Source organism: Nocardiopsis dassonvillei (assembly GCF_964273065.1).
Taxonomy (GTDB): domain Bacteria; phylum Actinomycetota; class Actinomycetes; order Streptosporangiales; family Streptosporangiaceae; genus Nocardiopsis; species Nocardiopsis dassonvillei_B.
This window is the reverse complement of record NZ_OZ186815.1, coordinates 3546966-3573650: the sequence shown is the minus strand read 5'-3', so window position 1 is coordinate 3573650 and position 26685 is coordinate 3546966. Positions and strand designations below refer to the sequence as shown.

The window sequence follows — 26685 nt, the reverse complement described above, 5'->3', positions numbered from 1 at the left end:
GGTTCTCCTTGTTCGGGTGGATACGGCGGGCCGGCCGTCTCGGGCGGACGGCCCCGGGAGCCGCTGCGGGCGGGCGGCTAGTTGCCGCGCTCGGCGAGGAAGCGCTCGGCGTCCAGGGCGGCGGAGCAGCCGGTTCCGGCGGCGGTGATGGCCTGGCGGTAGCTGTGGTCGACGACGTCGCCCGCGGCGAAAACGCCCTCGAGGTTGGTCCGGGTGGAGGGCGAGTCCACCCGCACGTAGCCCTCCTCGTCCAGCTCGACCTGGCCGCGGATCAGGTCCACCCGCGGGTCGTGGCCGATGGCGACGAACACGCCGGTGACGTCGAGGGTGCTCTCCTCGCCGGTCTTGTTGTTGCGGACCCTGAGGCCGCTCACCCGGTCGCTGCCCAGGACCTCGACCACCTCGGTGTCCCAGACGAACGAGATCTTCTCGTTGGCGAAGGCGCGCTCGGCCATGATGCGGCTGGCGCGCAGCTCGTCGCGGCGGTGGACCACGGTGACGGACTTGGCGAAGCGGGTGAGGAAGAGGGCCTCCTCCATGGCCGTGTCGCCGCCGCCGACGACCGCGATGTCCTGGTCGCGGAAGAAGAAGCCGTCGCAGGTGGCGCACCAGGAGGTGCCCCGGCCGGACAGCTCCTTCTCGCCGGGGACGCCGAGCTCCCGGTAGCCGGAGCCGGTCGCGAGGATGACCGTGTGCGCGAGGAAGGTCTCGCCGCCGGCGGTGACCTCCTTGACGGGCTTGGTCAGGTCCACGGCGGTGACGTCCTCGGGCACCAGCTCGGCGCCGAACCGCTCGGCCTGCTTGCGGAGGTTGTCCATGAGGTCCGGGCCCATGATCCCGTCGGGGAAACCGGGGAAGTTCTCGACGTCGGTCGTGTTCATGAGGGCGCCGCCCGCGGTGATGGAGCCCTCGAACACCAGGGGCTTCAGTTCGGCACGGGCCGCGTAGACGGCGGCGGTGTACCCCGCCGGTCCGGAACCGATGATGATGACATTGCGGACGTCACTCACGCTCGTAGGCCCTTCACACGATCAGATGCCCCGGCCACGGGATGGTGACCTCGGGGGAGAGTCGGTATAGCACAACCGATGGTAGGCGCCGCTGATTCCCAAGGGGACATCCGCCCTGCTTACCGGGGTGGGGTATGCCGTGGAAGGGCCGCGGAAGCCGCTCAGGGAGCGGTGACGGTCTCCTGGGCGAGGACGTTCCCGCAGTCGGCCGGGTCCACCACGTACACCTCGGCGGTGTCGTCCCCGAGGGGTGCGAACAGCACCATGGCGGGGTCGCCGTCGAACGTGGCCTCGTCGACCAGGGTGATCCGCACGCCCTGCCGCTCGGTGAACACCGTGGCGCACTCCTCGGCCGCCGGGGAGGACTCCTCCGGCGCGTGGTCGGGCGCCTCCGGGAACGCGGTGAGCACCCCGGCCGCCTGGTCGGCAAGGCCGTCGGCGGTGTACTCGGTCCCGGTGGCCACGACCTCCGGCCGGTACGGCTGGATGGCCTCCGGCTCCGCGTACCCGCCGCCCTCGTCCTGCATCATCGGGGCGGAGGCGCTGCCCGCCTCCTCCTGTCCGGGGGAGAGCACCGTGTTGAGCACGGCGCCGCCGCCGCCGAGCACGACGGCGCCCGCGGCGGCCACCATCATGAGCCGGGGCAGGTTCATGCCGTCGAACCCGCGCCGGGAACGGCGCGCACCCGTGATCGGGATCACGGCGGCGGTCCCGGGTCCGGACGCGCCGGCGGTGTGCGCGGTCCGCTCGCTCACCGCCTCGGCGATACGCCGGTCGAGGAGGTCCGCGACGTCCTGCGGCATGGGTGGGACCGGCGGGGCGTCGGCGAGCACACCGCTGACGGCGGTGAGTTCGTCCAGGGTCGCCGCGCAGGTCGCGCAGGTCTCTATGTGGTGGGCTACGGTGCGCTCCTCCTCGGGCTCCAAGAGCTCCTCGGCGAAGCACGCGAGTGCCTCCACGTCAGGGTGGGACGTCACGATGGGTCGGCACCTCCTCTCCCACTTGTGACGTCTCGGGGGGGACGAGGGTTCCTCAGGTGGACCAGAGACGGAAGAAGTTTGGCGCGACCTCGCGCACACCGGCTCTTGACGGTGCCGGTGGCGACGTCGAGGATCTGCGCGGCCTCCTCCACCCGGTAGCCGAGCATGTCGACGAGGGTGAGGGCCATGCGCTGGTCGAGGGGGAGGGTGTCCAGGGCGGCGTGGACGTCCAGCCGCGCCTCGGTCTGGGAAGCGTGGTCGGGGGCGCCCCCGCTGCGGCCCAGGCGCTCGTTGGAGAGCACGTCGAGGGTGTCGTCCTCGGTGGGGGTGGCCGGGCGGACCTTGCGGCGGCGCAGGCGGTCGTGGCAGGCGTTGACGACGATCCGGTGCAGCCAGGTGGTCACCTGGGACTCGCCGCGGAAGCGGTCGGCGGAGCGGAACGCGGACAGGAAGGCGTCCTGGAGCGCGTCGGAGGCCTCCTCGGGGTCGCCCATCATGCGCACGGCGACGGCCCAGAGCCGATCGCGGTGGCGGCGCACGAGCACCGCGAACGCCTGATCGTCCCCCTGGGTGTGCCTGGTGAGCAGTTCCCGGTCAGGAAGCTCTTGGACCGCGTCCATCAGTGCCGATCACATATCCCCGTCTACTCGACGCCCAGTACCTGTACCTCGTTGATGCTCCCACGGTACTTGCCGCCGTCGGTGGGCAGGTCGGTGAACCAGATGACGACGTAGCGGCCCTCGACGGCCTCGTCCAGACGGATCTCCGTCTCGCCGCTGACGGTCTCGGACTTCACCGCCGGGAGGACGCCGTCCACCTGGGAGAGGTCGTCCGCCGAGATGGGCGCCTCGTCGCCGATCCGGATGTCGATCCCGTACGAGAGCCCCGGGGTGACCAGGTCGACCCCGTGGATCTCCCGGCTGGATCCGAGGTCGATGACCAGACCCACGCCGGGCTTGTACGGAGGGTCGCCCAGCGGGTCGTTGTACCCCTCGGTGTTCCAGGGTTCGCCTGCGGGATCGCCGTCGGTGACCCGGTCGGCCTTGTCGTCGTGCTCCTGGCCGTCGCCCAGCGGGTCGTAGCCGGAGACGGAGTCGATGGGCAGGGGGACCGGTTCGACGGTCTCGCTGTCGCCGCCGGTCCCGCCGCCCCCGCCCGCGCCGGGGTCGGGCTCCTGGCCGTCGCGCATCTCCGCGCCGAAGAACCAGGCGCCGGTGACCACCGCGGCGAAGAGCAGCACCGCGAGCACGCCCACGAGGATGCGCTGGGGGGAGGTCCGGCGCTCGGCCTCGCGGCGGTCCATCCGCGAGGGCGGCCGCTCGCCGCGGGCGGAGGCGCGCGGCCCGGTGCCCGTGCCGCCGGCGCCGCCGTTCCCGTTGCGGGAGGAGCGGCGCGGTCCGGTGGACCCGAACTCGCCGGTGCGCCGGGAGGTCCCGGGCTCGGGCGGCGGGGTGGCCTCGGCGGGGGCGACGGGCAGCGGGATGAGCCGCGGCACGTCGGCCATGGCCGCGCAGAACTCGCCCGGCGAGGTGATCGCCGGCCCCGGCACGACCTGGCCCACCAGGTGGGGCAGGGCCGCGCGGGTGGTGATGGACGCCAGCGGCTCCCCGATGCCCTGGCGGACCTGGTTGGCCGGGTAGGGGCCGGAGTGGCCCTGGGGGGCCGGGGGCAGGCTGCTCTGCGGGCCGCCCGGCCAGGTGCCGGTGAGGGCCGCGTACAGCAGGTTGCCCAGGCCCTGGGCGTCGGTGGCACCGGGGTCGGCGACGTTGACGCCCATCAGGGCGGCGTCCACGCCGATGCCCGTGACCTTGACCGCTCCGCCGCTGCTCCACATGAGCTTGCTCGGCGTGAGGCACAGGTGGTAGAGGCCGCCGGCGTGCGCGGCGGCGATGGCCTCGCCCGCCTCGGCGACCAGGCCCGCGGCGCGCTCGGGCTCCAGCGGGCCCTGGGCCAGCAGGTCGGCCAGCGAGGAGCCGACCACCCACTCCTCGACCACGTAGGGGATGGGGGCGGTGTCGTCCGCGTCGAAGACCTGGGTGACGCGCGCGTCGGGGATACGGCTGGTGGCGCGGGCCGCTCGGACCACATCGGATGTGCGGGGGAAGCCCTCGGCGAAGGTCCACACGGCGACGGGCCGCGCGAGTGTCTCGTCGGTGGCCTTCCAGCGGGTCGCCCCGCCGGTCTCGCTCACCACCTGGTCAAGGCGGTACCGGTTGGCCAGCTTCGCCCCGGGCTCGATCAGGAAGGTGCTCATGATGGGAGTGACGGGTGCCAGGGCCCTCGTCCCGCACGGGCCGCCGCGGCACGGTCCTGGGCGGACCGGTGCGTCGCGTGGTGCGTGTGCGGGGGGTTCGGGCTCTGTGTGCTGTCCCCAGCCTCCCTTCGGGCAGCTCGGATGAACAATGCGGTGGCGGTCAAGCGATGCCTGTCCATGCTAGGACGCCTGAACAGCATCTTCGGAGGACAACGGGTGTCCGTTCACCTTCCGGTACGTAGCGGTCCGGGACCGCCCAACCCGTCCATTCACGGTGATCAGCGACGTCGCAGTCGGGTCTTCAACAATTCGAGGAAGGATGTGACTTCAGTCACATTGAGGAACTTGGCGCTGACCACGAACAGTACGCCACCCACGACACCTCCGAGGACCATCGACGCGAATCCGGGCCAGAACCCGCCGGGCAGCCCCTGGAACGCGTAGATCATCGCGATGCCGAACGCGGCCGAGGGCACCGTGGCCAGGTGCAGCTTGAACAGGGTGGCCGCGGTGCGCCGCCCGTCCAGGCCGTTCAGCCGCCCGTGCAGCATGTACCACATGATGATCGAGCCCACGATGTAGTACAGCCCGTAGGGGATCGGGAGCAGCACCACCACGTGCTGCGGCGGCACCACGAACAGCAGGGCGATCGCCGTGGTGGCGTGCGCGATCTCCGACGGGATCGACACCAGCGCCGGGGTGCGGGTGTCGCCGAGCGCGTAGAACACGCGCATCTGGAGCTGGAACAGCGTGAACGGGATCAGCATCACGCAGAACACCATCAGGATGCGGCCGATGGCGGCCGCGTCCTCGGCGCTCGTGCTGCCCTGCGCGTAGATCATCACGCAGAACGGGATCGCGAAGACGATCATCGCCACCGAGATCGGCACGATCAGCACCGACGAGAGCCGCAGGCCCCGCGAGAAGTCGCTGCGCACCTGGTCCCGGCGCCCGGCCGCCACGTGCTCGCTCATCCGCGGCAGCAGGGCGGTGATCACCGAGACCGCGATGATCGCGTACGGGAGCTGGAAGAGCATCGACGCGAACTTGTAGGCCGCGATGCCCGAACCCGACTCGAAGCCCAGCTCCGCCGCGCGCGTGCCGGCGCGGGACGCCACGTTGGTGGAGACGAGGGCGCCCAGCTGCGCCACCACGATGTAGAGCATCATCCACGAGGCCGCCTGGGCCGCCTCGCCGAGCCCCGCGCCCCGCAGGTCCAGCCGGGGCCGCCAGCGGAAGCCCGCCGCCGCCAGCGCCCACAGCAGCACCAGCGCCTGGACCACCTGCCCGGCCGCGGTGCCCAGGCCCAGCAGCATCAGCTCGCCGGAGGGCACCGTCTCCGGGGTGCGCCCGGGCCCGGCGATGTTCAGGAACCACAGGCCGACCCCGATGATCACCAGGTTGTTCAGCACCGGCGCCCACATCGGCGCCCCGAACCTCCCGCGCGCGTTGAGCATCGCGCTGGCCAGGCCGCTGGCGCCGATGAAGAAGATCTGGGTGACCAGGTAGCGCGCCATGACCACCGACACCTCGAACTGCGCGCCGGTGAACTCGCCCGCGTAGATGCGGATGAACCACTCCGACAGCAGCATCGAGACGAGGGTGATCACCAGCAGCGCCGACAGCATCAGCGTGACGAGCCGCTGCTCGGTCCTGTCGCCGCCGTCGGAGTCCAGCTTGCGGCGCTTGACCAGGAACGGCACGAACACGCTGGCCAGCAGACCGCCGATGAGCAGGTCGTAGACCATGTACGGGACCATGCCCGCCACCTGGTAGGCGTCGCCCAGCATCTGCGTGCCGATCGCCGCCGCCAGGATGATGGTGCGGACGAACCCGGTGACGCGGGAGAACACGGTGCCCAGCGCCATGATCGCGCTGGACCTGGCGAGGTTGCCGGGGGCGGTGTGGGTGCTGCCGCCGATCTCGTCGCCGTCCTCCATGCCGGCGCGGTCGGCGGTGCCCAGGTCACCGATGTCGCTCGGGTCGCGGCGCGTGGTCAGCCCGGTCTCGGGCTCGGTCGCCGGCTCCTCCCGCTCGTAGGCGTCCAGGACGTCGTCGGGCATCACCATGTGGCGGCGGGGCCGCTCCCGGGCGGCGGACCCGTGGGGCCCGCCGCCGGAGTCCTGCTCGCGGGGGTCTTCGCTGGACACCGTGTCCTCAGTCCTCGTCTCGTCGGGCGTGGTCGTTCTCCCGGTGGAGATCAGGGCCGGCAGCGTCGGTGCGGCGTCAACGACGCAGGCGGCCGCGGATGAGTTCCACCGCGGCACTCAACTCGGGGACCCGCAGCAGGCGTGCGGCCGCGAGGAAGAACAACGCGCCGAGAAGGCACCCGGCCGCGGGGGCGCCGAGGTAGGTGAGCAGACCGGGGCCGACGTAGGTGTCGAAGGCCCAGAGCACGCCGAAGCCCACCGCGACGCTCGGGACGACCGCCAGGTGCAGGCGCAACAATGTGCCAATGATGTGCTTTCCGTCAAGCCCCCCGATGCGGCGGCTGAGCACCAGGCCTGCGATGACCAGCCCGCTCAGGAACGAGAACATGAAGCCCGCGGCCACGCCCACGACGACCCGCTCCGGCGGCAGGAGCAGGTAGGACGTCAGCGCCAGTGCGCTGTGCACGGCCAGGTTGGCGATGGCGATGAGCGCCGGGGTGCGGGTGTCGCCCATGGCGAAGAACACGCGCAGCATCAGCTGGAACACGGTGAACGGCACCAGCCCGAGCGACATCACGGCGAGGATCTGGCCGATGTTGGCCGCGTCGGCCGCGGAGATCGACCCGCGGGCGAACGCCAGGATCGACAGCGGTTCGGCGAACAGGGCGATCGCGAACGCCATCGGCACGAGCACGAAGGCGGAGATCCTCAGGGTCCGGGAGAAGTCCGACCGGACCGCGTCCCAGTCGCGGTCGTCGGCGTGCGCGCTCATCCGGGGCAGCAGCACCGTGATGAGGGAGACCGCGATGATCGCGTACGGCAGCTGGAACAACTGGTAGGCGAGGTTGTAGGCGGTGATGCCCGCACCGACCGAGCGGCCCTCCTCGATGGCCGTGACGTTGGCGGCGTTGGCGATGTTGGTGGTGATCCACAGGCCCGCCTGGGTGAGCAGGGTGTACAGCATCATCCAGCCGGCCGTCTTGACGGCCTCGCCCAGCCCGGAGCCGCGCAGGTCCATGCGCGGGCGCCAGCGGTAGCCGGTGCGGAAGAGCGAGATGAACAGCACCAGGGCCTGGAGGGCCATGCCGGCGGCGGTTCCGGCGCCCAGCAGGGTCAGCTGCCCGTCGGTGATGGTGTCCGGGGTGCGCCCGGGCCCGGCGACCCACAGGAACAGGCCGGCCACGGTCATGATCACCAGGTTGTTGAGCACCGGCGCCCACACCCCGGCGCCGAAGTACCCGCGGGTGTTGAGCATGGCGGTGAGCAGACCGCTCAGCCCGACGAAGAAGATCTGGGACAGCAGGTAGCGGGCCAGGAACACCGAGGCCTCGAACTGCGCGTCGGTGAACCGGGAGCCGTACAGCCAGATCAGGAACTCGGCTGCCGCGATCGCCGCGGCGGTGAGCAGGAACAGCGCCACGAACGTCGTGGTGAACAGCCGGTCCTCGGTGGCCTTGCCGCCGTCGGCGTCGCGCTTGCGCCGCTTGACCAGGAACGGCACGACGACGCTGGCCATCAGGCCGCCGATGAGCAGGTCGTTGAGGATGAACGGGATCGTGTGCGCCGTGTGGTAGGCGTCGCCGAGCAGGTGGGTGCCGATGGCGGCGCCCAGGACGATGGTCCGGACGAAGCCGGTGATCCGGGAGGCCATGGTGCCGACCGCCATGATCGCGCTGGAGCGCATCATGCCGCCGCCCCGCGCGGGGGCGTCGTCGGCCCCGCCGGTTCCGGCGGGGCCGCCCGCCTCGGGGGAGGCGGGTGAGCCGGGGACGGCGGGCTCGGGCAGTTCGCCCTCCTCGAAGGAGGGGACGGGGCCGCCGGAGGGGCGGATCGGGCTCTCACCCGGGAGGGGGCCTTCGGGCCCGGGGGAGCGACGGCGGTGTTTTCCGCCTTCGTTCGGGGAGTCGGTGACCACCGTGGATCAGGCTTCCTTTCGTCCGACTGGGGAGGGCCCGGGCGGGCGTGCGCCCGCGCCGGGCCTGGCCGTGTCAGAACGCGCGGGGCGCGTCGGCACGGCGACGTGCGGATGTGTCGACAAGGCGCCCTGTCGGTGTGGCGCCCTGTCGACGGGGGAGCGGGTTCACGCCCCTTCGCCGCGCGGGGACGGGGCGTCCCCCGCGGCCGTCGTGGTGTCGGGTCCGGACCCCCCGCCGTTGTGGGAGGGCGCGTCGGGGCCTCCGGTTCCGGCGGCACCGGTGTCCGCGCCCCCGGGACCGCCGGGCCCCCCGGCCTCCGGGGAGGCGGCGTCCCGCTCGGCCTCCGAGACCTCCGCGGTCTCCGAGACCTCGGCGGTCTCCGGGGAGGACCCGGCCCGCTCGGCGTCCTCCCGCTCCGCCGCGGCCCTGGTGCGGCGTACCACCCACTTGCGCAGGGCGCGCGGGGCCAGGGCGGCGATGAGGATCAGCGCGCCCACGCCGCTGATCAGCAGTGCCTGGGTGCCCAGGCCGGTGGCGTTCACCGGCAGCTGCACGTCCTGGCTGTTGATCGGCTCCCCGGCCGAGTTGTGCAGGCTCGCGTGCACCACGGTGCGCCCGTTGATCCGGGCGGACAGCGGCACGTACACCGTGGTCTTGGCGCCGGGGTCGATCTCGAAGTGGGTGTTGTACTCGCCGATGCTCAGCCGCTCGGCGTTCTCCGAGTACACCGACAGGTGCACGTAGACGGCCTGGTCCTCCAGGTCGTTGGCGACGAGGATCCCCGTGATGCCGGTCCGGCTCGCCAGGGTGACGTCCTCGCCGGGGATGATGCGCACGTCGGCCAGGCCCTGGTCGACCTTCTCCATGACGAGGGCGCGGGTGGTGCCCGCCAGGGCCTCCTCCCCGCGCCAGTGCACGGACTCCAGGCGCACCAGCGCCGGGCGGAACGGGTCGGAGTCCTCCACCAGGATGCTGTTGAACATCCGCACGTCCCGGCTGACGTCCTCGACCAGGCCCAGGTAGGTGGATCCGAGCTCGTCCTCGGCGGCGCCGTCGGAGTAGGACAGCGGGGAGCGGACGTCCTCCCGCTCCCCGGCGGCGGGCAGCTCGATGTCCTCCAGGCGCTCCGGGGACAGCCAGGGCAGGTCCTCGCTGGCGGCCAGCACACCCTCGGCGAACTCCGCGGACGGATCCCAGCCGGCTTCGGGGGAGGCCACCACGACCCGGTCGCCCCCGGCGTTCTCGCCCGCGATCATCGCGGTCTCGGCGGCGAACCGCTGCAGCGCGAGCTCGGTCCCGCCCGGGGTGTCGGTCGGCATGGACAGCGCGTCGGTGAGGCCCCCGTCGGCCGCCAGCGCGACGGGCTCCTCGTCGGCGCCCTCCACCGCGGGCAGCGGCGCCTGGGCGGTGGGGGTGGTCTGCAGCCAGTTCACGGGGGGCAGCGCCTCCTCCGCGAGCAGGAAGCGGGTGGCGCCCTGGTCGGCGAGCATCCCGTACACGGAGTCGTCCATCAGGCCGTGCGCGGGCAGGGCGAAGCGCTCGTCGGCGGACATCCCCAGCGCCCGCTCCACCGCCTCCCGGCCGATACGGACCGACGCCTCGGCGTCGCCGTCCATCTCGTTGCGGAGCAGCGCGGCCAGGTCGGGGGAGGCGTAGGGGGTGGCCACGACGGTGTCCAGGGGCAGCACCCGGCGGGCCTCGCGCAGCCACACCTGCGCGGCCGTGTTCGCCTGTGCGGTCTCCCGGACCGGGTCGGACCCGGCGGGCACCGCCAGCGGGTCGGTGAGGACCTCGTGCTCCTCGGCGGCCAGGCGCAGGATGTCGTCGAGGGTGCCGGGGTCGACGGCCCAGGTGACGGGCACGCCGTCGGTGCGGGTAGGTTCCGGCTCCTCGTCCTCCCCCTGGCCCTCCGGTTCGTCCTCCCCGTCCCCGGCCCCGTCCTCCTCCTGCTCCGAGGGGGTGGCCTCGGGCAGGGTGTCGGCGGTCTCGGTGTCGGTGGCCTCGGCCGGGGACTCCGAGGGCTCGGCGTCCAGGCCGAGCAGCTCCACGAGGTCCTCGTCGCCGGCGTCGAAGGACACGGGGGCCTGCGCCCCCGCGGCCAGCAACCGGCCCAGGCGGCCGTGCTCGGTGACGGCCGAGGCCAGGCCGTCGCCCAGGAAGGTGTCGTCGTCCGCGCGCTGGGGCGGTGCCATCAGCGGCCACACCCAGGCGATGTCGACGGACGGGGTGTCCTCCCCGTCACCGACGTAGGGCAGGAAGGTGTACTGCGCGCCGATCACCGAGCCGTCGCCGTCGACCGCCTCGACCACCAGCGGATAGACGCCGTAGGAGCCCAGGTCCAGGTCCTCGGCGGGCACGCTCAGCGTGTACGGCTGGCTGGTGCCGGGCGGCAGCTCCGCGGTGATCTCGTCGTCCGGGCCGGGCGCGTCGGGCTGCCAGCCGTCGCCGGAGGCGAACTCGTCCATCGAGTCGCGGTCGGCGAAGGGGTGCCGCGAGTAGCGTATGCGGACGGTGACGTCGCGCAGGCTGTCCGACGTGGTGTTGACCACCTCGCCCGAGACGCGGAGGGTGGCGTCCTCGTCGAGGGCGTCCGGTGTGATGCGCTCGACGACGAGCGGCTCGGCGTCCTCGGCGGGCTCGGCGGGAGCCGAGGCCTGCGCGGACGTGGCCGGGAACGGGAGCAGTGCGGCGGCCAGGGCCATGACCGTCGGCACGGAGGTGAATCGACGCAACGCTTGACCGGTTTCCTGATTCGGGTCCAGGTGGCCGTCCCGCCGGGGATCAGCAAGGGGCGGGGACGGTCGGGGTGCCCGCACGGCGCACACGGCGTTCGCGGGTCGGGTGGACGCGGAGAAGACCGTGGCGTCCCACCACTGCACCCGAAGATACCGTCTTCCCCACACCCCGGTTCTGGCGAGGACCTCCGCGCGACGTGTCGCGGCGGGGCGGACGCCCGTCGAACGGACGCGGTCACCGCCTCCGGCGCCCGTCCCGCCCTCCCGACGGCACCCCGGGCGGCGCCCGCGAACGATTCGCCGTTTGCCCGCGGAGCCGCCTAACCTGCGTTGTGTGCCGAACACAGAGTCTTCGAGTGAGAACGACACCATGCCGACCGCGGCGGGCGCGCCGACCCCTGCGCAGCTGTCCGCGATAGACGAGCTGGTCGAATCGGCCCGCCCCGTCTCCGACGAGCTCGGCGGGCGGTTCGCCGAGAACGGCCGGGAGCTGGCCCTCGTCGGCGGCCCGGTCCGGGACGCGCTCCTCGGCAGGCCCTCCCACGACATCGACCTCACCACCGACGCGGTGCCCCAGCGGGTGCTGGAGCTGGTCGACGGGTGGGCCGACTCGGTGTGGACCGTCGGCATCGACTTCGGCACCGTCGGCGTGCGCAAGAAGAACCTCCAGCTGGAGATCACCACCTACCGCAGCGAGTCGTACTCCCCCAAGTCCCGCAAGCCCGAGGTGGCCTACGGCACGGACATCGAGGGCGACCTGCTGCGCCGCGACTTCACCGTCAACGCCATGGCGGTGCGCCTGCCCGCCGGGGAGTTCGTCGACCCCTTCGGGGGCCTCGCCGACCTGCGCGCCGGGGTGCTGCGCACCCCGGGCAAGCCGGAGGACTCCTTCAGCGACGACCCGCTGCGCATCATGCGCGCGGTGCGGTTCGCCGCCCAGCTCGGCTTCCGGCTCGCCCCTGAGGTCGCCGAGGCGGCCCGGGACATGGCCGAGCGGCTGGCCATCGTCTCCGCCGAGCGCGTCCGCGACGAGCTGACCAAGCTGATGCTCAGCCCGGACCCGCGGCGCGGACTCGAGCTGATGGTCGACCTGGGCATCGCCCCCCACGTGCTGCCGGAGCTGCCCAAGCTGCGGCTGGAGATCGACGAGCACCACCGGCACAAGGACGTCTACGAGCACTCGCTGACGGTCCTGGACCAGGCCGTCGAGCTGGAGCGCGCCCGCGGCCACGAGCCCGACCTGGTGCTGCGACTGGCGGCCCTGCTGCACGACATCGGCAAGCCCAAGACCCGCGCCTTCGAGGGCGGCGGCCGGGTGACCTTCCACCACCACGAGGTCGTGGGCGCGTCGATGACCCGCAAGCGCCTCACCGCGCTGCGCTTCCCCAAGGACGTGGTCTCCGACGTTTCGTCCCTGGTCGCGCTGCACCTGCGCTTCCACGGGTACGGGAAGGGGGAGTGGACCGACTCGGCGGTGCGGCGCTACGCCCGCGACGCCGGTCCGCTGCTGGAGCGGCTGCACATCCTCACCCGCGCCGACTGCACCACCCGCAACCGGCGCAAGGCCGCGGCACTGGCCCGCTCCTACGACGACATCGAGCGGCGCATCGCCGCCCTGGCCGAGCAGGAGGAGCTGGACCGCATCCGTCCCGACCTGGACGGCAACGAGATCCAGGAGATCCTCGGCCTCAAGCCCGGCCCGGAGGTCGGCAAGGCCTACCGCTACCTCCTGGAGCTGCGGCTGGAGAACGGCCCGATGGAGAAGGAGGCCGCGGCCGAGGCGCTGCGCGCCTGGGCCGCCGAGCACCTGTCCTCCTGAACCCCCGCTCCGCTCCCGTTCAGCGGCCGGGTTTGACGGCGGTGACCGCCACGGTCGCCCCGAACACGCGCAGCGGCGTTCCCTCCAGTCCGTCCGACAGGGACCGGAGGGGACGCGGACCGCGGTCGAGGGGCGGCATGAGGTAGTCGATCGCCCGTACCCGAAGGCCGGCGCTCCGCAGCAGCCGGCCCATCTCCTGGGTGGTGAACGCCCGCGCGTCCGACATCCGCTCGTGCAGGGGGCGCATCCACGGCAGGAACGGCGCGGTCAGCGGCGACCGGCGGCGCCCGCCCCACAGCACCCCGCGGGTCTCGAAGGGGGACCACCGGTTGGGGACGGTGAGCGAGAACGCCCCGCCGGGCTTGAGGACGCGGTGGACCTCCGCCAGCGCCACCTCCAGGTCCCCCATGTGCTCGACCGCGTCGAACGCGGTGACCCGGTCGAAGGTGTTGGGGTCGAAGGCCAGCGAGTCCGCCGACATCTTGTGCACCCCGATCCGGTCCTCCAGCGGGGTCCCGGAGATGCGTGCGGCGAACGCGTCCAGCCGCTGCGGTTCCAGGTCGATGGCGTCGACCCGCACGTACCCCCCGGCCAGTTCGACGGCGCAGGCCCCGTCGCCGCAGCCGATGTCGAGCAGCCGGTCCCCGCGGGCGGGCAGGTGCCCGGCGACGGCCGCGATCCGCTTGGCCACCGCGCGCCGACCGAACGCGCCGGAGGGGTCGACGTCCCCCGGACCACCGTTCATACCGCACCATCTCTCCGTGTCGACGAAATCCCTGGCCCGGACACTACAGCAAGTGATGGGTCGACCACGGAAGGAAGGATCGCTGTGCGGACATGTCGACACCCTTCCGAGGTCATGGCGGCATGGGGCGAAGTGGCCGCCCCGCCATGAGGAGAAGCGGCCGCATGGCAGGCGGGCGTCGCGCAGGTCGGCGTCAGCGGACTCCGCGCCGGTCCGAGCCGCCGCCCCCCGAGGCGCGGGAGGGCCGCGCCACCACCGCCACCGGCCACGGCGGACCGGTCGCCCGCCCCATCCCGGTGGACACGCCCGCCACCCCCGACCGGCTCGTCCTCCAGGGCCGGGTACGGCCCGCGCGCCGGGCCGGGAGGGCCGTGCCGGCACCGGTCCCGGCACGGGGCCGGGAGCGGACAGCTCTTGCGGTAGCGGCCGGGGCGGTCTCAGCAGGCGCAGGAGGGGGTGTGGACCGGGGCGGTCAGCGGGTCGGCGGGGGAGCGCTCGCGGCCGGAGGCGGTCTCCACCTCGAACCCCTCCCGGATCCAGTACTCGATGCCGCCTACCATCTCCTTGACCCGGTAGCCCAGGCGGGCGAACTCCAGCGCGCCCCTGGCGGCGCCGTCGCAGCCCGGCCCCCAGCAGTACACGACCACCGGCCGGGACGGGTCGAGCTCCGCGGCCGCGCGGTCGGCGATCTCTGTCCGGGGCAGGTGGACCGCCCCCGGGACGTGCGCCTGGTCCCAGGCGGCGCTGGCGCGGGTGTCCACCAGGGTGAAGCCGGGGTCGCCGGAGGCCAGTGCGGCCCGCACGTCGGACACGTCGGTGTACAGGCCCAGCCGGGCGGAGAAGTGGGCCGCGGCCTGGGCGGGGTCGGCGAAGCGCGAAGTCGTCATGACGACAAGGCTAGGTTCGCGGCCCCGCCCCGGACAGGCACGATCAACGGTCCGGCCTTGTCCCCGCCGTGGATCACGCGGTATATCCCTGCCATGACCGACGTATCCCTGGACGAGACCGATCTGCGCCTGCTCTCCGCCCTCCAGGCCGACGGCCGGGCCGGGTACGCCGGGCTGGCCCGGGCGGTGTCCATGTCCGCCAGCGCCGTCGCCGAGCGGGTGCGCCGCCTGGAGGCCGCCGGGGTGATCTCCGGCTACTCCGCCCTCGTCGACCCCGCACGGCTGGGGTTCACGGTGACCGCCTTCATCCGCCTGGCCTACCCCAACGGCAACTACCGGCCCTTCCACGACCTGCTGGCCACGACCCCCGAGATCCTGGAGGCCCACCACATCACCGGTGAGGACTGCTTCCTGCTCAAGACCGTGGCCCGGTCGATGCGCCACCTGGAGGACGTGGTGGCCCGCGTCGCGGTCATGGGATCGGTCACCACCAACGTCGTCTACTCCAGCCCGCTCCCGGGCCGGGCCGCCACCGAGGCCCTGGGGGTGACGCCCGTCATTGCGGGGGAGCGGGGCGGGGACTGACACTGGCGCGATGAGCCTGACCACCTGGTACCTGGAGACGACCGACCCCGGCGGCCTGCGCCCCGCGCGGGAGCCCGGGGGCGACGTGCGGTTCGTCCGGGTCGGGGTCCCCAGCCCCGCGTTCAGCCGCTTCCTCTACGAGCGGGTCGGCGGCGACTGGCAGTGGACCGACCGCCTGGCCTGGACCGAGCAGGACTGGCGGAGGTGGGTGGACCGCCCCGGCCTGGAGACCTGGGTGCTCCACCAGGACGGCGCCCCGGCCGGGTACACCGAACTGGAGGCCCAGCCCGACGGCGCCGTCGAGGTCGTCCACTTCGGCCTGATGCCCGGGTTCCTCGGCCGCGGACTGGGCGGCCACATGCTCACTCTCGCCCTGCGCCGCGCCTGGGACCTGGCCGACCGGCTGCCGGACCGGGAGCCCACCCGCAGGGTGTGGCTGCACACCTGCTCCCTGGACGGCGAGCACGCGCTCTCCAACTACCGGGCCCGCGGCCTGTCCGTCTACAGGACGACACAGGAACAGGTCGACACGTCGACGAAGGGACGGGCCCCCTCGCCCCCCGCCTAGGGCGCGGGCTCCGGAGCAGGCCCGGGGAGGGCGCCGGCGCGTCGGCGCTCCCGCAGCGTCCAGGCCGCTCCGGCGGCCAGGTAGACGGCGGCCATCCCGACCACCACCGCGGTGCCCAGCCCCGAGGGCGGCACCAGGGCGGCGGCCAGCGCCGCGCCCAGCACGAACGTCGCGTTGAACAGCACGTCGTACACCGAGAACACGCGCCCGCGGAAGGCGTCGTCGACATGTCGCTGTACCTGCGTGTCGACGGTGACCTTCACCCCCTGGGACACGAACCCGAGCACGAACGCCGCCACCGGGAACAGCCCGGGCGAGAACGGCAGCGCGAACACCGCCAGCGCCACCGCCGCCGCGAGCAGCTGCACCCCGATCCACGCCCCCGGCGCCATCCGCGCGGTCGCCGACGGAGTGGCCACCGCACCGAGGAAGAACCCGGCCGCCAGCACCCCGGCGGCGACGGAGAACCCGGCCAGGCCCGCCACCCCGCCACCGGTGAACGTGTTGTTGTAGAGCAGCAGGGTCATCAGCGAGGAGATCCCGAACAGCACCCGGTGCAGCCCGATGGTGCCCAGCGCGTCCCGGGCGGGCGGCCGCGACCAGATGTGCCGCACCCCGGCGAGCATGCCGAGCAGCGCGCTGCCGACCGCGGCGCGCACCTCCTCGGGCTCGCGCTCCAGGTGCGGTCCCAGCTCCCGGCGGCCCAGGGAGAGGGAGACCAGCCCGGCGGCGGCGAACCCCAGCCCGGCGGCCGCCAGGATCACGCCGGTCCCCCAGGAGCCGGTGCCGCCCAGCACGCCCAGGCCCAGCCCGACCCCGGTGCCCAGCGAACTGGCCACGGTCCCGCAGGTGGGGGTGACGGCGTTGGCCATCATCAGCTGTTCGCGCGGGACCACGTACGGCAGGCCCGCGGACAGGCCCGACAGGAAGAAGCGGTTGACGCTCAGCACCAGGAGCGCCAGCAGGAGGAACGCCGGGCTCTCGCCCCCGGCCACGACCACCGCGCTGAGCACCGCCAGCGCGGCCTTGGCCAGGGCGGACAGCAGCAGGACCTGGCGGCGCGGCCAGCGGTCGATGAACACCCCGGCGAACGGCGCCACCACCGAGAAGGGCAGGAGCAGCACCGCGAAGGCCGCCGCCACGGCGGCCGCGCCCGTGTGCTGCTCGGGGTTGAAGAAGACGAAGCCGGCCAGGCCGGCCTGGTAGACCCCGTCGGAGAACTGCGAGACCAGCCGCGTGCCGAAGAGCCGCCGGAAACGGGAGCCCCGCAGGACGGTGCGCAGATCGCCGAAGAAGGACACGCCACCAGGGTAGGACGTGCCCGGGGCCGTACCGGCCCCGGGCACCGGGCAGGCTACTCGCCGGCGATGAAGCGCTCGACCGCCTCGTGCGCCTCGGAGTCGCTGTACTGCTCCGGCGGCGACTTCATGAAGTAGGAGGAGGGCGCGAGGATCGGCCCGCCGATGCCGCGGTCCTTGGCGATCTTCGCGGCGCGCACCGCGTCGATGATGATCCCGGCGGAGTTGGGGGAGTCCCAGACCTCCAGCTTGTACTCCAGGTTGAGCGGGACGTCGCCGAAGGCGCGGCCCTCCAGGCGCACGTACGCCCACTTGCGGTCGTCCAGCCACGGCACGTGGTCCGAGGGGCCGATGTGCACGGCGCCGGCGTTGAGCTCGTGGGGGATCTGGGAGGTGACCGACTGGGTCTTGGAGATCTTCTTGGACTCCAGGCGCTCGCGCTCGAGCATGTTCTTGAAGTCCATGTTGCCGCCGAAGTTCAGCTGGTAGGTCCGGTCGACGACCACGCCGCGGTCCTCGAACAGCTTCGACAGCACCCGGTGGGTGATGGTGGCGCCCACCTGCGACTTGATGTCGTCGCCGATGATCGGCACCCCGGCCTCGGTGAACTTGGCGGCCCACTCGGGGTCGGAGGCGATGAACACGGGGAGGGCGTTGACGTAGGCCACCCCGGCGTCGATCGCGCACTGGGCGTAGAACTTGCCGGCCTCCTCCGAGCCCACGGGCAGGTAGGAGACGAGGACGTCGGCTCTGCTGTGCTTGAGCGCGGCGACGACGTCCACGGCGTCCTCGGGGGACTCCTGGATCATCTCGCGGTAGTACTTGCCCAGGCCGTCGTAGGTCGGGCCGCGCATGACGGTGACGCCGGTGGGCGGCACGTCGCAGATCTTGATCGTGTTGTTCTCGCTGGCGACGATGGCGTCGGCCAGGTCGTGGCCGACCTTCTTGGCGTCCACGTCGAAGGCGGCGACGAACTCGATGTCGCGCACGTGGTACGGGCCGAACTGGACGTGCATCAGGCCCGGGACCCGAGAGCCGGGGTCGGCGTCCTTGTAGTAGTGCACGCCTTGGACGAGCGACGCCGCGCAATTGCCGACGCCCACGACGGCTACACGTACCGAACCCATTGGTCCTTGCTCCTTCTCGTTCGCGAACAGGGATGCCACGGCGCACGACGGCACCCCCGGTACCCGTGGCCGGCGGGGGTGGCGGCGTTCCGCGTTCGTTCTCCGTATGTGCTCAGCGGCTCGCACGGCGTTTCTGTTCCCGCCCGGACGCCGGGCGGGTGGCGGAATGTGTGGCTCCGACTGTTTTGTTCGTGTCTGACTCTATCTTCGGTCATCCGGAGAACCGCATGTCACCCAGGGTGACACCATCGTTCCGGAGCCACCCGCGACCCTCCGTGCCATCGTCCTCCCCGGTGCGGCGCGCGTGAAATGTCACAGACCCGCTCCACCTGCGACCCCGGCGGCCCCGGTCCGGGCCGGACACCGGCCCGCTGTTCGGTTCGGGCCGTGCGACCAGTCCGAACGGGGCCCTCCGCGGCCTCGGTGACGGAGTGTTCTGTCGCGCGGGGTACTCTCGCGCGTGGGTTGTGCTATACCGTCCCATCGCTTTAACGTGACCTGTGGTTTGCGCGTGAAAGCCGGTAGAGCCCCCCGACCGACCCCCGGCGGACGTCCGCATCGGTCGCCGCCGAAGGGACGGGGGCTCCCGCGGGCCAACGACCAGGAGGATGAAGCGGCCAACGTCTTCGCGACCTGTTGAAAACCTTCGCCCCGCGTGGGGCGTCCTTTTATCAAGCCTTGAAGCACAGGCTGACCCGACGGGCCCGGACCGGAGTGCCGGGCCCCGTGCCGGTCATCGCGGGAAACCAGGTCGCGGATCACCGATCCCCCAGGGGGACCGTCCCCCCGTTCCACCAAGGAATCGTCAGGCCGACCGGCCGTGAAAGGCAATCGAGGACCACGTGAGTACCGAACGACGACGGGATGCCGATGGCGGCCGTCGCCGGGCCGAGGGCCCGGCGAGCGGCGCCGGCGGCAACGGCGGAAGGCGCCGGGCCGATGGCCCGCCGCCCAGGGAACAACGTGCCGGAGGGCGCCGATCCCCGGAAGCTGAAGGCGGTTTCTGGGGGGAGGAGGAGCGCCCCCGGCGCCGCCCCCCGGCCGATGACGGACGGGGCGGCCGACGCCGCGCGGAGGAGGGCCGCTCGCGTAGCCCCGAGGGGCAGCGACGCCGTCCCCCCGAGGACGACCCGCGCCGCCGTGAGGGCGGCGCACGGCGCCGTGCGCCGGAGGGCGAACCGCGCCGCCCGGAGGGCGGCCAGCGGCGCCGCCCGCCCGCGGACGGCGAACGCCCCCGGCGCCGCCCCGAGGACGTCGAGCACGGTGCCCGCTCCGAGGGCCAGCGGCGCCGCCGCCCGCCCGAGGACGCCCGTCCCGGCGGTCGGCGACGCCCCGACGGCCCCCGCGACCCGCGCGAGCGCGAGCACGGTGCCCGCTCCGAGGGCGGCCGCCGCCGTGCGGCCGCCGGCGGCGGCGGGCGCGGCGGCTCCGGCGGCGGACGCCGCCGCCGGGGCGGGGAGGACGAGCCGGACGACCGCCCCTGGTGGAAGCGCTTCCTCGCCAAGGCCTGGAAGCCCGCGCTGGCCGCGTTCGGCCTGATGGTCATCGGCGGTGTGGCGGTCTTCGCGCTGCTGTACGCGCAGGCACCCGACAAGGACGACCTTCAGGAGAAGAGCGACGCCGAGATGTCGGCCACCCAGATCTTCTGGGAGACCGGTGATGTCGCGGTCACCACCGGTGAGGTCCGCCGTATCCAGGTCAACTACGAGGACATCCCGCCGCACGTCATCGACGGCATCCTCGCCGCCGAGCAGCACACGTTCTTCGAGGACCCGGGCATCAGCATCTCGGGTATCGGCCGCGCCCTGCTCTCCCGCGGCGAAGCCGGCGGCGGTTCCACCATCACCCAGCAGATGGCCCGCAACTACTACAGCAACCTCGAGGACTACGGCACCCTCGAGCGCAAGATCCGCGAGATCTTCATCGCCATCAAGCTCGGCCAGCAGATGAAGAAGGAGGAGATCCTCGAGCGCTACGTCAACACGATCTACTTCGGCCGCCAGGCCATGGGGATCGAGATGGCGGCCCGCCAGTACTTCGACAAGAGCGTGACGGAGCTCGACCCGGCCGAGGGCGCCTACCTGGGGATCATCATCCAGATGCCCGCCAACTTCGAGAACTCCAACCTGGGCCCCTGGACCGACACGTACCTCCACGAGGAGCGCTGGCCCTACGTCCAGCGCCAGCTGGCGGCCATGCACGAGGAGAACCCCGACCGCGGCCTTCCCAAGAGCGAGGCCGACGCCCTGGAGATCCCCCCGACGACCCAGTGGGGCCCCAGCGAGGAGGGCGAGGAGTCGGAGGAGGGCGAGGAGGAGGCCGAGGAGGAGTTCGACCCCAAGCCCGGTTACGTGCGTGACGCCGTCGTCTCCGAGCTGGTCGAGCGCTACGGCATCAAACCGGAGAGCATCGCCACCGACGGCTACAAGGTCGAGACCTCCCTCAACCCCGAGCTCATGGACGCGGCCTACACGGCGTTCGACGTCCTGCCCGGACATCCGGGCGACACCCGCAAGGGCCTCACCGCGATCAACCCGGCCACCGGCGAGATCGTGGCCTTCCGCGGTGGAGAGGACGTGGGAGTCGAGCTGAACCAGTCCCTGGTGGAGCGCACCCAGGCGGGTTCGTCGTACAAGCCGTACGTGCTCGCCACCGCGCTCAGCCAGAACATCAGCCTCAGGACCCTGATGAACGGCGACTCTCCGCAGCGCTTCGAGGGACTGGAGAGCGAGGTCAAGAACGCGGACGGGCGGAGCCACGGCGCCGTCGACCTCATCGAGTCGACCGCGCACTCCTACAACACCCCGTACGTGCAACTGGCCCAGGAGGTGACGCCGGCCGCCGTGGACCAGATGGCGATCGCCGCGGGTGTGGACGAGGAGCAGACCACGACCTCCACCCAGGGGCCGCTGATCGCGCTGGGCACACACCAGGTCAGCGCGCTGGACCAGGCCGCCGGCTACGCCACCTTCGCGGCGGACGGCCGACACTACCCCGCCCACATGGTCACCAAGGTGACCACCAGCGACGGTCGCGAGATCGAGCCCAACGACAAGGCCGAGCTCGAGAACGGGACCCAGGCCATGAGCGCCGACGTCGCCCATGACGTCACCTACGCCCTGACCGAGGTCGTGTCGAACGGCGGTGGATCCGCGGCCGCGCTGCCCGACGGCCGTCCGGTCGCCGGCAAGACCGGTACCTCCTCCGGGGCCATCTCGGCCTGGTTCGTGGGCTACGTGCCCCAGCTGTCCGTGGCCGTCGGCCTCAGCCGGGCGGACGCCAACGTCGGCCTGGAGTTCGACGGCATCGCCAACAGCGAGGTCTTCGGTGGCAGGACCTCGGCCGAGGTGTGGCGCGAGTTCATGATCCAGGCCGTCGAGATCATGGAGCTGGAGCCGAAGAACTTCCCGCCGGCGGCGAACGTGGGCACGGACCAGAACTTCGGGCCCTCGCCCAGCCCCAGCCCCAGCGACGAGCCCAGCGACGAGCCCAGTGACGAGCCGAGCGACGAGCCCAGCGAGCACCCGGCCTGCGACCCCGAGCGCCCGGACACGAACAACCCGAACTGCGCCGAGCTCCCGACCGAGCCCGAGTGCGAGCTCTGGGACTGGGAGTGCCAGAACGGCGGCGACGACGACGGCGAGCAGAGCCCGCCTCCCGGGGACTGCTGGGGGCTGCCGCCCACCGACCCCTGCTGGACCGGTGGCGGCAACGGTGACGACGGCTCCGGCGGCGGCAACGGCCAGGGCGGCCGAGGCGACAACAACGCCCGGCTGACCATTCTCGGGCCCCGGGACGACTGACCCCGTCCCCGGCCCGGAGCCGGACACGAAGGGGCCGGTGCGCACGCGCACCGGCCCCTTCGCTGTCCCGGGGCCGTCGGCCCCGGAAGGCGGACCGCCGATTCCGGTCCCCGGCTGCTGGTAGCCTTGGTCCCCGTATGGCTCTGAGCCCGCACCCCCCTCACCGAGCGGGGGATCCCGCAGGCTCCTGCCCTCCTGCCATGGAGATTCCATGGCCGCGACAGTCCAGAGGAGGAACGTACGCCTATGCGTCGTTACGAAATCATGGTCATCCTCGACCCGAACCTCGACGAGCGCACCGTCGCCCCGTCGCTGGAGAACTTCCTGTCCGTCGTGCGCAACGACGGCGGCTCGGTCGAGAAGGTCGACATCTGGGGCAAGCGTCGGCTCGCCTACGACATCGACAAGAACCCCGAGGGCATCTACGCGGTGATCGACCTGACGGCCACGCCCGCCACGGTCAAGGAGCTCGACCGCCAGCTCGGCATCGCCGAGGCCGTGCTCCGCACCAAGGTCATCCGGCCCGAGGTCCACTAACGGCCTCCCGCCCGCGCCCCCTACCCCGGATCATCCGATTCCGCTGATTCTGTCGGTGGAAGGGCGGATGATCAGGGGAGCAGGCGAAACCGCCTGACCCGATCTACCCCGAACCGGAGCCCTCATGGCAGGCGAAACCCAGATCACGCTCGTCGGCAACCTGGTCGACGATCCTGAGATGCGCTTCACGGCGAGTGGAGCCGCTGTCGCCAACTTCCGCGTGGCCTCGACGCCGCGCACCTTCGACCGCGCGTCGGGGGAGTGGAAGGACGGCGAGTCCATGTTCCTCACCTGCACCGTGTGGCGGCAGTACGCGGAGAACGTCGCGGAGAGCCTCCAGCGCGGTATGCGGGTGATCGTCCAGGGGCGCCTCAAGCAGCGCTCCTTCGACACCCAGCAGGGTGAGAAGCGCACCGTCTTCGAGGTCGACGTCGACGAGGTCGGCCCGGCCCTGCGCAGCGCCACCGCCAAGGTGACCAAGACGCAGCGCCAGGGCGGCGGGGGCGGCGGCTTCGGCGGAGGCGGCGGCGGTTTCGGTGGCGGCCAGCAGGGCGGAGGCCCTCAGGGCGGCGGCTACGGGAACCAGGGCGGCGGCTTCGGCGGCGGCCAGCAGGGCGGCCGCGGCGGTGCCCCCGCCAACGACGACCCGTGGGCCAACAACGGCGGCGGTGGCGGAGGCGGCGGCTTCGGCGGCGGTTTCTCCGACGACCCGCCGTTCTAGCCGAGCGGTCGCGCCGCGGCCCCGTGCCGTAGGCGCAACACCCCGACCCGGCGCCCCAGGGCGCCGAGTCAACATCCACATGTCCTCAGACCATCCCCGGGAGGAACCCGGGGCTCTTGCGAAGGAGCACCACGATGGCGAAGCCGGCAGCGCGCAAGCCCAAGAAGAAGGTTTGCTTTTTCTGCCAGGAGAAGCAGTCCTACATCGACTACAAGGACACCACGCTTCTCCGCAAGTTCATCTCCGAGCGCGGCAAGATCCGCGCCCGCCGCGTGACGGGTAACTGCACCCAGCACCAGCGCGACGTCGCCACCGCGATCAAGAACGCGCGCGAGGTCGCCCTGCTGCCCTACACCAGCACCGCTCGCTAGCGGGGATTCTCCGAGGGAGGTTTTTGTCGTGAAGCTGATCCTGACCCACGAGGTCAACGGTCTCGGAGCCCCCGGCGATGTCGTCGAGGTGAAGAACGGCTACGGCCGCAACTACCTGCTTCCCCGCGGGTTCGCCATCCGGTGGACGCGCGGCGGCCAGAAGCAGATCGACCTGATCCAGCGCGCCCGTGCCGCGCGCGACATCCGGACCCTGGACGAGGCCAAGCAGGTCTCCGGCCAGGTCAACGCTCTCACCGTGCGCCTCAAGCAGCGCGCCGGCGAGGGTGGCCGCCTCTTCGGCTCGGTCACCCCGGCGGACATCGCCGACGCCGTCAAGGCGTCCGGTGGTCCGGCTCTGGACAAGCGCCGCATCGAGGTCAAGAACCCGATCAAGTCGGTCGGCGCCCACAAGGTCCAGGTCCGCCTGCACCCCGAGGTCGTCGCGACGATCAAGCTGGACGTCGTCGGCGTCTGAGCCGAGGCGTTCGCGTTCTCGTGGACGGGCCCCGCACCTCCTTGTGAGGTGCGGGGCCCGTCCCGTTCGCGGGCAACACGCCGGGGGTCACCGAAAGCCACCCTTTGACTACTCTTGGTAACTTATCGTTTTCTCTGTGCGGTGTCGCGAGACGCCCGGAACAGAGAGGACGGGGTACCGATGAACGGACGACCGGAGCATCTGCCGGACCGCAGGACGGTCCTCAAGGGCACGGCGCTGGCCGCGGGCGGCGTACTGCTCGGCGGACTGGCCGGGCTCGCCCCGGCCACGGGCGCACTGGCCTCCGCCAGGCCCAAGGTGTACACCCGCGCGGACTGGAAGGCCCGTGCCCCCAGGAACCGCATCGAGGTCCTGGGCCAGGGACCGACCCACATCGTGGTGCACCACACGGCCACCGGGAACGTCTCCGACACCTCCACCGGGCACGCGGCCGCGCTGTCCCGCTCCATCCAGCGCTACCACATGGACCACAACGGGTGGAGCGACACGGGCCAGCAGATCACCATCAGCCGCGGCGGGCACATCATGGAGGGGCGCGACCGCACCCTCCAGGCCATCGCCGACGGCGGCCACGTGATCGGCGCGCACACCGCCAACCACAACTCGCACACCATCGGCATCGAGAACGAGGGCACCTACACCTCGGCGACCCCGCCGGCCGCGCTCATGAGCTCCCTGGTGGACACCTGCGCCTGGCTGTGCCTGGTCTACCGGCTGGACCCGGAGAAGGCCATCGTCGGGCACCGCGACTACAACTCCACCAGCTGCCCGGGGGACAAGCTCTACTCGATGCTCCCGCAGCTGCGCAGGGACGTCGCGTCCCGGCTCCGCGAGCAGCTCTCCCACCTGGGCCGGGTGACCGGGGCCGACCTCAGCCTGGAGAAGCTGCCGACCTACCCGGCCACACCCTCCTCCGAGCGGGTGGCGACGTTCTACCACGGTCCGGCGATCGGCGACCTCGACGCCTCCCTCTGACCCGGGGCACCCGGGACCTCCGCCCCGCCGGACGGTCCTCCCGAGACGGGCCGGGTCAGGGCCGGGCCGCGCCGGTGACCAGCCAGGCCGTCCCCCGGGCCCGGCCGCCCAGGGCGACCGCCCGGGCCAGGATCCAGATCCCGTAGGCGGTCCACAGGGCCACCATCCCCCACGGGGAGGACAGCCCCAGCGGCGGCACGAGCAGGGCGAACGGCAGGAAGACCAGCATCGTCCACAGGGAGGCCCAGGCCAGGTAGCGCTGGTCCCCGGCGCCCATGAGCACCCCGTCCAGCACCATGGTCACCCCGCTCAGCGGCTGGAGCAGGGCCACCACGACCAGGGACGCCGTGATGAGCACGCGCACCTGCGGGTCGGAGGTGAAGGGGACCCACGCCCACGGCAGGACCAGCAGCACCGCCACCGTGAAGACCGCGCCCAGCATCACACCCCACTCGACCATGCGGCGTGTGGCGTCGCGGGTCCCGCGGACGTCGCCCGCGCCCAGGTAGCGGCCGATGATCGCCTGCCCGGCGATCGCGATCGCGTCCATGGCGAACACCAGCAGCGCCCAGATGTTGTGGGAGACCTGGTGGGCGGCCACCGACTCGTCGCCGAGCCGGGCCGCGACCGCCACGGTCACCAGGGCCACCACGCGCATCGAGACGCTGCGCAGGAACAGTGCGAACCCGGCCGAGGCCGAGGCGCGCAGCCCGGCCGCCGACGGTGACAGTGACACCCCCTCACGCCGGGCGCGGCGGACCATCACCGCCAAGTACCACAACGCCCCGCCGCCCTGGGCGATCACCGTCGCCCACGCCGAACCGGCGATGCCCCAGCCCATGACCAGAACGAACACCGCGCACAGCAGCGCGTTGCCAAGGAAGGACGCGACCGCCACGGCCAGCGGGGTGCGGGCGTCCTGCAGCCCGCGCAGCACGCCGGTGCCCGCCATCACGATGAGCAGGAACGGCGTGCCCAGCAGGCTGATGCGCAGATAGGCCAGGGCGTGCGGGGCCACCTCGGGGGAGGCTCCCAGCAGGTCCACCATGGCCGGCCCCAGAGGCCAGCCGATCGCGATCGCGGCGGCGCCGAGCAGGGCGGCGAGCCAGAGGCCGTCGATCCCGTCGCGGATCCCGCCGCGGACGTCCCCCGCACCGAACTTGCGGGCGACGGCGGCCGTGGTGCCGTAGGCGAGGAAGATGCACACGGCGACCAGGGTCAGCAGCACCTGTCCGGCGATGCCGAGCCCGGCCAGGGCCGCGGTGCCCAGGGTGCCGACGATCGCGGAGTCGGCCAGCAGGAACAGGGGTTCGCTGACGAGGGCGAAGAAGGTGGGGATCGCCAGGGCGAAGATCTCGCGGTCGTGGCGGTGCCGGAACGGGGCGGCGGAGAGCAGTCTGGGCATGGCCAGCCCACGCTATCGGACAGGCGTTCCCCCGGGAGGGTGAAGTTATCCACAGACCCCGGGATCCCTGTGGATAACTTGTGGAAATCGACCCTGTGAGACATCTTGCACGCCTCGGTGCCGAAGCATATTTCCGCAGGTCAAAGCCGATAAGAGGGGTGGTCTGCAAAGTTATCCACAGGTTATGTGCACAACGGGTCGGTGAAACCCCTGCGGAGCGGGGCGAACGGATGCTACGAGACCTGTGGACGGTCTCTGCCGCGGCACCTCCGGCGTCGGCCATGAGGCATCCTGGAGGGGTCG

General features: G+C 72.3%; 21 protein-coding genes. 9 read left to right on the top strand and 12 right to left on the bottom strand.

Features of this window, described 5'->3' with window-relative positions; all coding sequences use genetic code 11:
* Positions 1–77 precede the first annotated feature (77 nt).
* The 7 genes from trxB to ACSUPR_RS15825 all read right to left on the bottom strand — a co-directional run bounded on the left by trxB (position 78) and on the right by ACSUPR_RS15825 (position 11024).
* Positions 78–1010 (bottom strand): thioredoxin-disulfide reductase, encoded by a 933-nt coding sequence (trxB, locus tag ACSUPR_RS15855; RefSeq protein WP_436885389.1) that lies wholly within the window; start codon positions 1008–1010, stop codon positions 78–80.
* 161 nt (positions 1011–1171) lie between these two features.
* Complete coding sequence (locus ACSUPR_RS15850; protein WP_436885388.1) at positions 1172–1987, bottom strand: hypothetical protein; 816 nt, start codon at positions 1985–1987, stop codon at positions 1172–1174.
* On the bottom strand, positions 1984–2610 hold the full coding sequence (gene sigM / locus ACSUPR_RS15845) for an RNA polymerase sigma factor SigM (RefSeq protein WP_436885387.1): 627 nt from the start codon (positions 2608–2610) through the stop codon (positions 1984–1986). Before sigM ends, ACSUPR_RS15850 begins: the two co-directional genes overlap by 4 nt.
* A gap of 23 nt (positions 2611–2633) precedes the next feature.
* The gene (locus tag ACSUPR_RS15840) at positions 2634–4244 is read right to left on the bottom strand and encodes a protein kinase family protein (protein WP_436885386.1); all 1611 of its coding nucleotides are present in this window, start codon (positions 4242–4244) and stop codon (positions 2634–2636) included.
* A 278-nt stretch (positions 4245–4522) separates the two neighbouring features.
* Positions 4523–6313: a murein biosynthesis integral membrane protein MurJ gene (murJ, locus tag ACSUPR_RS15835; RefSeq protein ID WP_436892028.1), complete on the bottom strand. Its 1791-nt coding sequence runs from the start codon at positions 6311–6313 to the stop codon at positions 4523–4525.
* A 157-nt stretch (positions 6314–6470) separates the two neighbouring features.
* The gene (gene murJ, locus ACSUPR_RS15830) at positions 6471–8309 is read right to left on the bottom strand and encodes a murein biosynthesis integral membrane protein MurJ (protein ID WP_436885385.1); all 1839 of its coding nucleotides are present in this window, start codon (positions 8307–8309) and stop codon (positions 6471–6473) included.
* Between the two features lie 165 nt (positions 8310–8474).
* Positions 8475–11024 (bottom strand): DUF6049 family protein, encoded by a 2550-nt coding sequence (locus tag ACSUPR_RS15825; protein WP_436885384.1) that lies wholly within the window; start codon positions 11022–11024, stop codon positions 8475–8477.
* A gap of 355 nt (positions 11025–11379) precedes the next feature.
* Between ACSUPR_RS15825 and ACSUPR_RS15820 the strand changes: the two genes are divergently transcribed.
* Positions 11380–12864, top strand: a complete 1485-nt coding sequence (locus ACSUPR_RS15820; RefSeq protein WP_436885383.1) for a CCA tRNA nucleotidyltransferase — start codon at positions 11380–11382, stop codon at positions 12862–12864.
* 19 nt (positions 12865–12883) lie between these two features.
* Here ACSUPR_RS15820 and ACSUPR_RS15815 read toward each other — a convergent pair whose 3' ends face one another.
* Together ACSUPR_RS15815 and ACSUPR_RS15810 are read right to left on the bottom strand one after the other, a co-directional pair.
* Complete coding sequence (locus tag ACSUPR_RS15815; RefSeq protein WP_436885382.1) at positions 12884–13609, bottom strand: class I SAM-dependent methyltransferase; 726 nt, start codon at positions 13607–13609, stop codon at positions 12884–12886.
* 437 nt (positions 13610–14046) lie between these two features.
* On the bottom strand, positions 14047–14496 hold the full coding sequence (locus ACSUPR_RS15810; protein WP_436885381.1) for a rhodanese-like domain-containing protein: 450 nt from the start codon (positions 14494–14496) through the stop codon (positions 14047–14049).
* Positions 14497–14589: 93 nt separating this feature from the next.
* Here ACSUPR_RS15810 and ACSUPR_RS15805 point away from each other — a divergent pair, with 93 nt between their 5' ends.
* Together ACSUPR_RS15805 and ACSUPR_RS15800 are read left to right on the top strand one after the other, a co-directional pair.
* Positions 14590–15081, top strand: coding sequence for an Lrp/AsnC family transcriptional regulator (locus tag ACSUPR_RS15805; protein WP_436885380.1), 492 nt, complete (start codon positions 14590–14592; stop codon positions 15079–15081).
* Between the two features lie 10 nt (positions 15082–15091).
* The gene (locus tag ACSUPR_RS15800) at positions 15092–15649 is read left to right on the top strand and encodes a GNAT family N-acetyltransferase (RefSeq protein ID WP_436885379.1); all 558 of its coding nucleotides are present in this window, start codon (positions 15092–15094) and stop codon (positions 15647–15649) included.
* Here the strand turns inward: ACSUPR_RS15800 and ACSUPR_RS15795 are convergent.
* Complete coding sequence (locus ACSUPR_RS15795) at positions 15646–16950, bottom strand: MFS transporter (RefSeq protein ID WP_436885378.1); 1305 nt, start codon at positions 16948–16950, stop codon at positions 15646–15648. The genes ACSUPR_RS15800 and ACSUPR_RS15795 overlap by 4 nt on opposite strands.
* A 53-nt stretch (positions 16951–17003) precedes the next feature.
* Positions 17004–18074, bottom strand: coding sequence for an inositol-3-phosphate synthase (locus tag ACSUPR_RS15790; RefSeq protein ID WP_436885377.1), 1071 nt, complete (start codon positions 18072–18074; stop codon positions 17004–17006).
* A gap of 842 nt (positions 18075–18916) precedes the next feature.
* Between ACSUPR_RS15790 and ACSUPR_RS15785 the strand changes: the two genes are divergently transcribed.
* The 6 genes from ACSUPR_RS15785 (at position 18917) to ACSUPR_RS15760 (ending at position 24977) form a co-directional block, all read left to right on the top strand.
* Positions 18917–21877 (top strand): transglycosylase domain-containing protein, encoded by a 2961-nt coding sequence (locus tag ACSUPR_RS15785; protein WP_436885376.1) that lies wholly within the window; start codon positions 18917–18919, stop codon positions 21875–21877.
* Between the two features lie 246 nt (positions 21878–22123).
* Positions 22124–22414 (top strand): 30S ribosomal protein S6, encoded by a 291-nt coding sequence (rpsF, locus tag ACSUPR_RS15780; RefSeq protein ID WP_406967506.1) that lies wholly within the window; start codon positions 22124–22126, stop codon positions 22412–22414.
* A gap of 124 nt (positions 22415–22538) precedes the next feature.
* Entirely contained in the window at positions 22539–23135 is a 597-nt protein-coding gene (locus tag ACSUPR_RS15775; RefSeq protein ID WP_436885375.1) for a single-stranded DNA-binding protein, read from the top strand.
* 134 nt (positions 23136–23269) lie between these two features.
* The gene (rpsR, locus tag ACSUPR_RS15770; RefSeq protein WP_073381321.1) at positions 23270–23506 is read left to right on the top strand and encodes a 30S ribosomal protein S18; all 237 of its coding nucleotides are present in this window, start codon (positions 23270–23272) and stop codon (positions 23504–23506) included.
* A gap of 28 nt (positions 23507–23534) precedes the next feature.
* On the top strand, positions 23535–23981 hold the full coding sequence (gene rplI, locus ACSUPR_RS15765; RefSeq protein ID WP_436885374.1) for a 50S ribosomal protein L9: 447 nt from the start codon (positions 23535–23537) through the stop codon (positions 23979–23981).
* Positions 23982–24161: 180 nt separating this feature from the next.
* Positions 24162–24977 (top strand): peptidoglycan recognition protein family protein, encoded by an 816-nt coding sequence (locus tag ACSUPR_RS15760; protein ID WP_436885373.1) that lies wholly within the window; start codon positions 24162–24164, stop codon positions 24975–24977.
* A 55-nt stretch (positions 24978–25032) separates the two neighbouring features.
* Here ACSUPR_RS15760 and ACSUPR_RS15755 read toward each other — a convergent pair whose 3' ends face one another.
* Positions 25033–26382: an MATE family efflux transporter gene (locus tag ACSUPR_RS15755; RefSeq protein ID WP_436885372.1), complete on the bottom strand. Its 1350-nt coding sequence runs from the start codon at positions 26380–26382 to the stop codon at positions 25033–25035.
* Positions 26383–26685: the final 303 nt, after the last annotated feature.

Bases quoted from the DNA above. Each gene is read 5' to 3' on its own strand.
- sigM (WP_436885387.1), bottom strand. From the start codon at position 2,610: ATGGACGCGGTCCAAGAGCTTCCTGACCGGGAACTGCTCACCAGGCAC.
- ACSUPR_RS15840 (WP_436885386.1), bottom strand. From the start codon at position 4,244: ATGAGCACCTTCCTGATCGAGCCCGGGGCGAAGCTGGCCAACCGGTAC.
- murJ (WP_436892028.1), bottom strand. From the start codon at position 6,313: ATGGTGATGCCCGACGACGTCCTGGACGCCTACGAGCGGGAGGAGCCG.
- ACSUPR_RS15815 (WP_436885382.1), bottom strand. From the start codon at position 13,609: ATGAACGGTGGTCCGGGGGACGTCGACCCCTCCGGCGCGTTCGGTCGG.
- ACSUPR_RS15810 (WP_436885381.1), bottom strand. From the start codon at position 14,496: ATGACGACTTCGCGCTTCGCCGACCCCGCCCAGGCCGCGGCCCACTTC.
- ACSUPR_RS15805 (WP_436885380.1), top strand. From the start codon at position 14,590: ATGACCGACGTATCCCTGGACGAGACCGATCTGCGCCTGCTCTCCGCC.
- ACSUPR_RS15800 (WP_436885379.1), top strand. From the start codon at position 15,092: ATGAGCCTGACCACCTGGTACCTGGAGACGACCGACCCCGGCGGCCTG.
- ACSUPR_RS15790 (WP_436885377.1), bottom strand. From the start codon at position 18,074: ATGGGTTCGGTACGTGTAGCCGTCGTGGGCGTCGGCAATTGCGCGGCG.
- rpsF (WP_406967506.1), top strand. From the start codon at position 22,124: ATGCGTCGTTACGAAATCATGGTCATCCTCGACCCGAACCTCGACGAG.
- ACSUPR_RS15775 (WP_436885375.1), top strand. From the start codon at position 22,539: ATGGCAGGCGAAACCCAGATCACGCTCGTCGGCAACCTGGTCGACGAT.
- rpsR (WP_073381321.1), top strand. From the start codon at position 23,270: ATGGCGAAGCCGGCAGCGCGCAAGCCCAAGAAGAAGGTTTGCTTTTTC.
- ACSUPR_RS15760 (WP_436885373.1), top strand. From the start codon at position 24,162: ATGAACGGACGACCGGAGCATCTGCCGGACCGCAGGACGGTCCTCAAG.
- ACSUPR_RS15755 (WP_436885372.1), bottom strand. From the start codon at position 26,382: ATGCCCAGACTGCTCTCCGCCGCCCCGTTCCGGCACCGCCACGACCGC.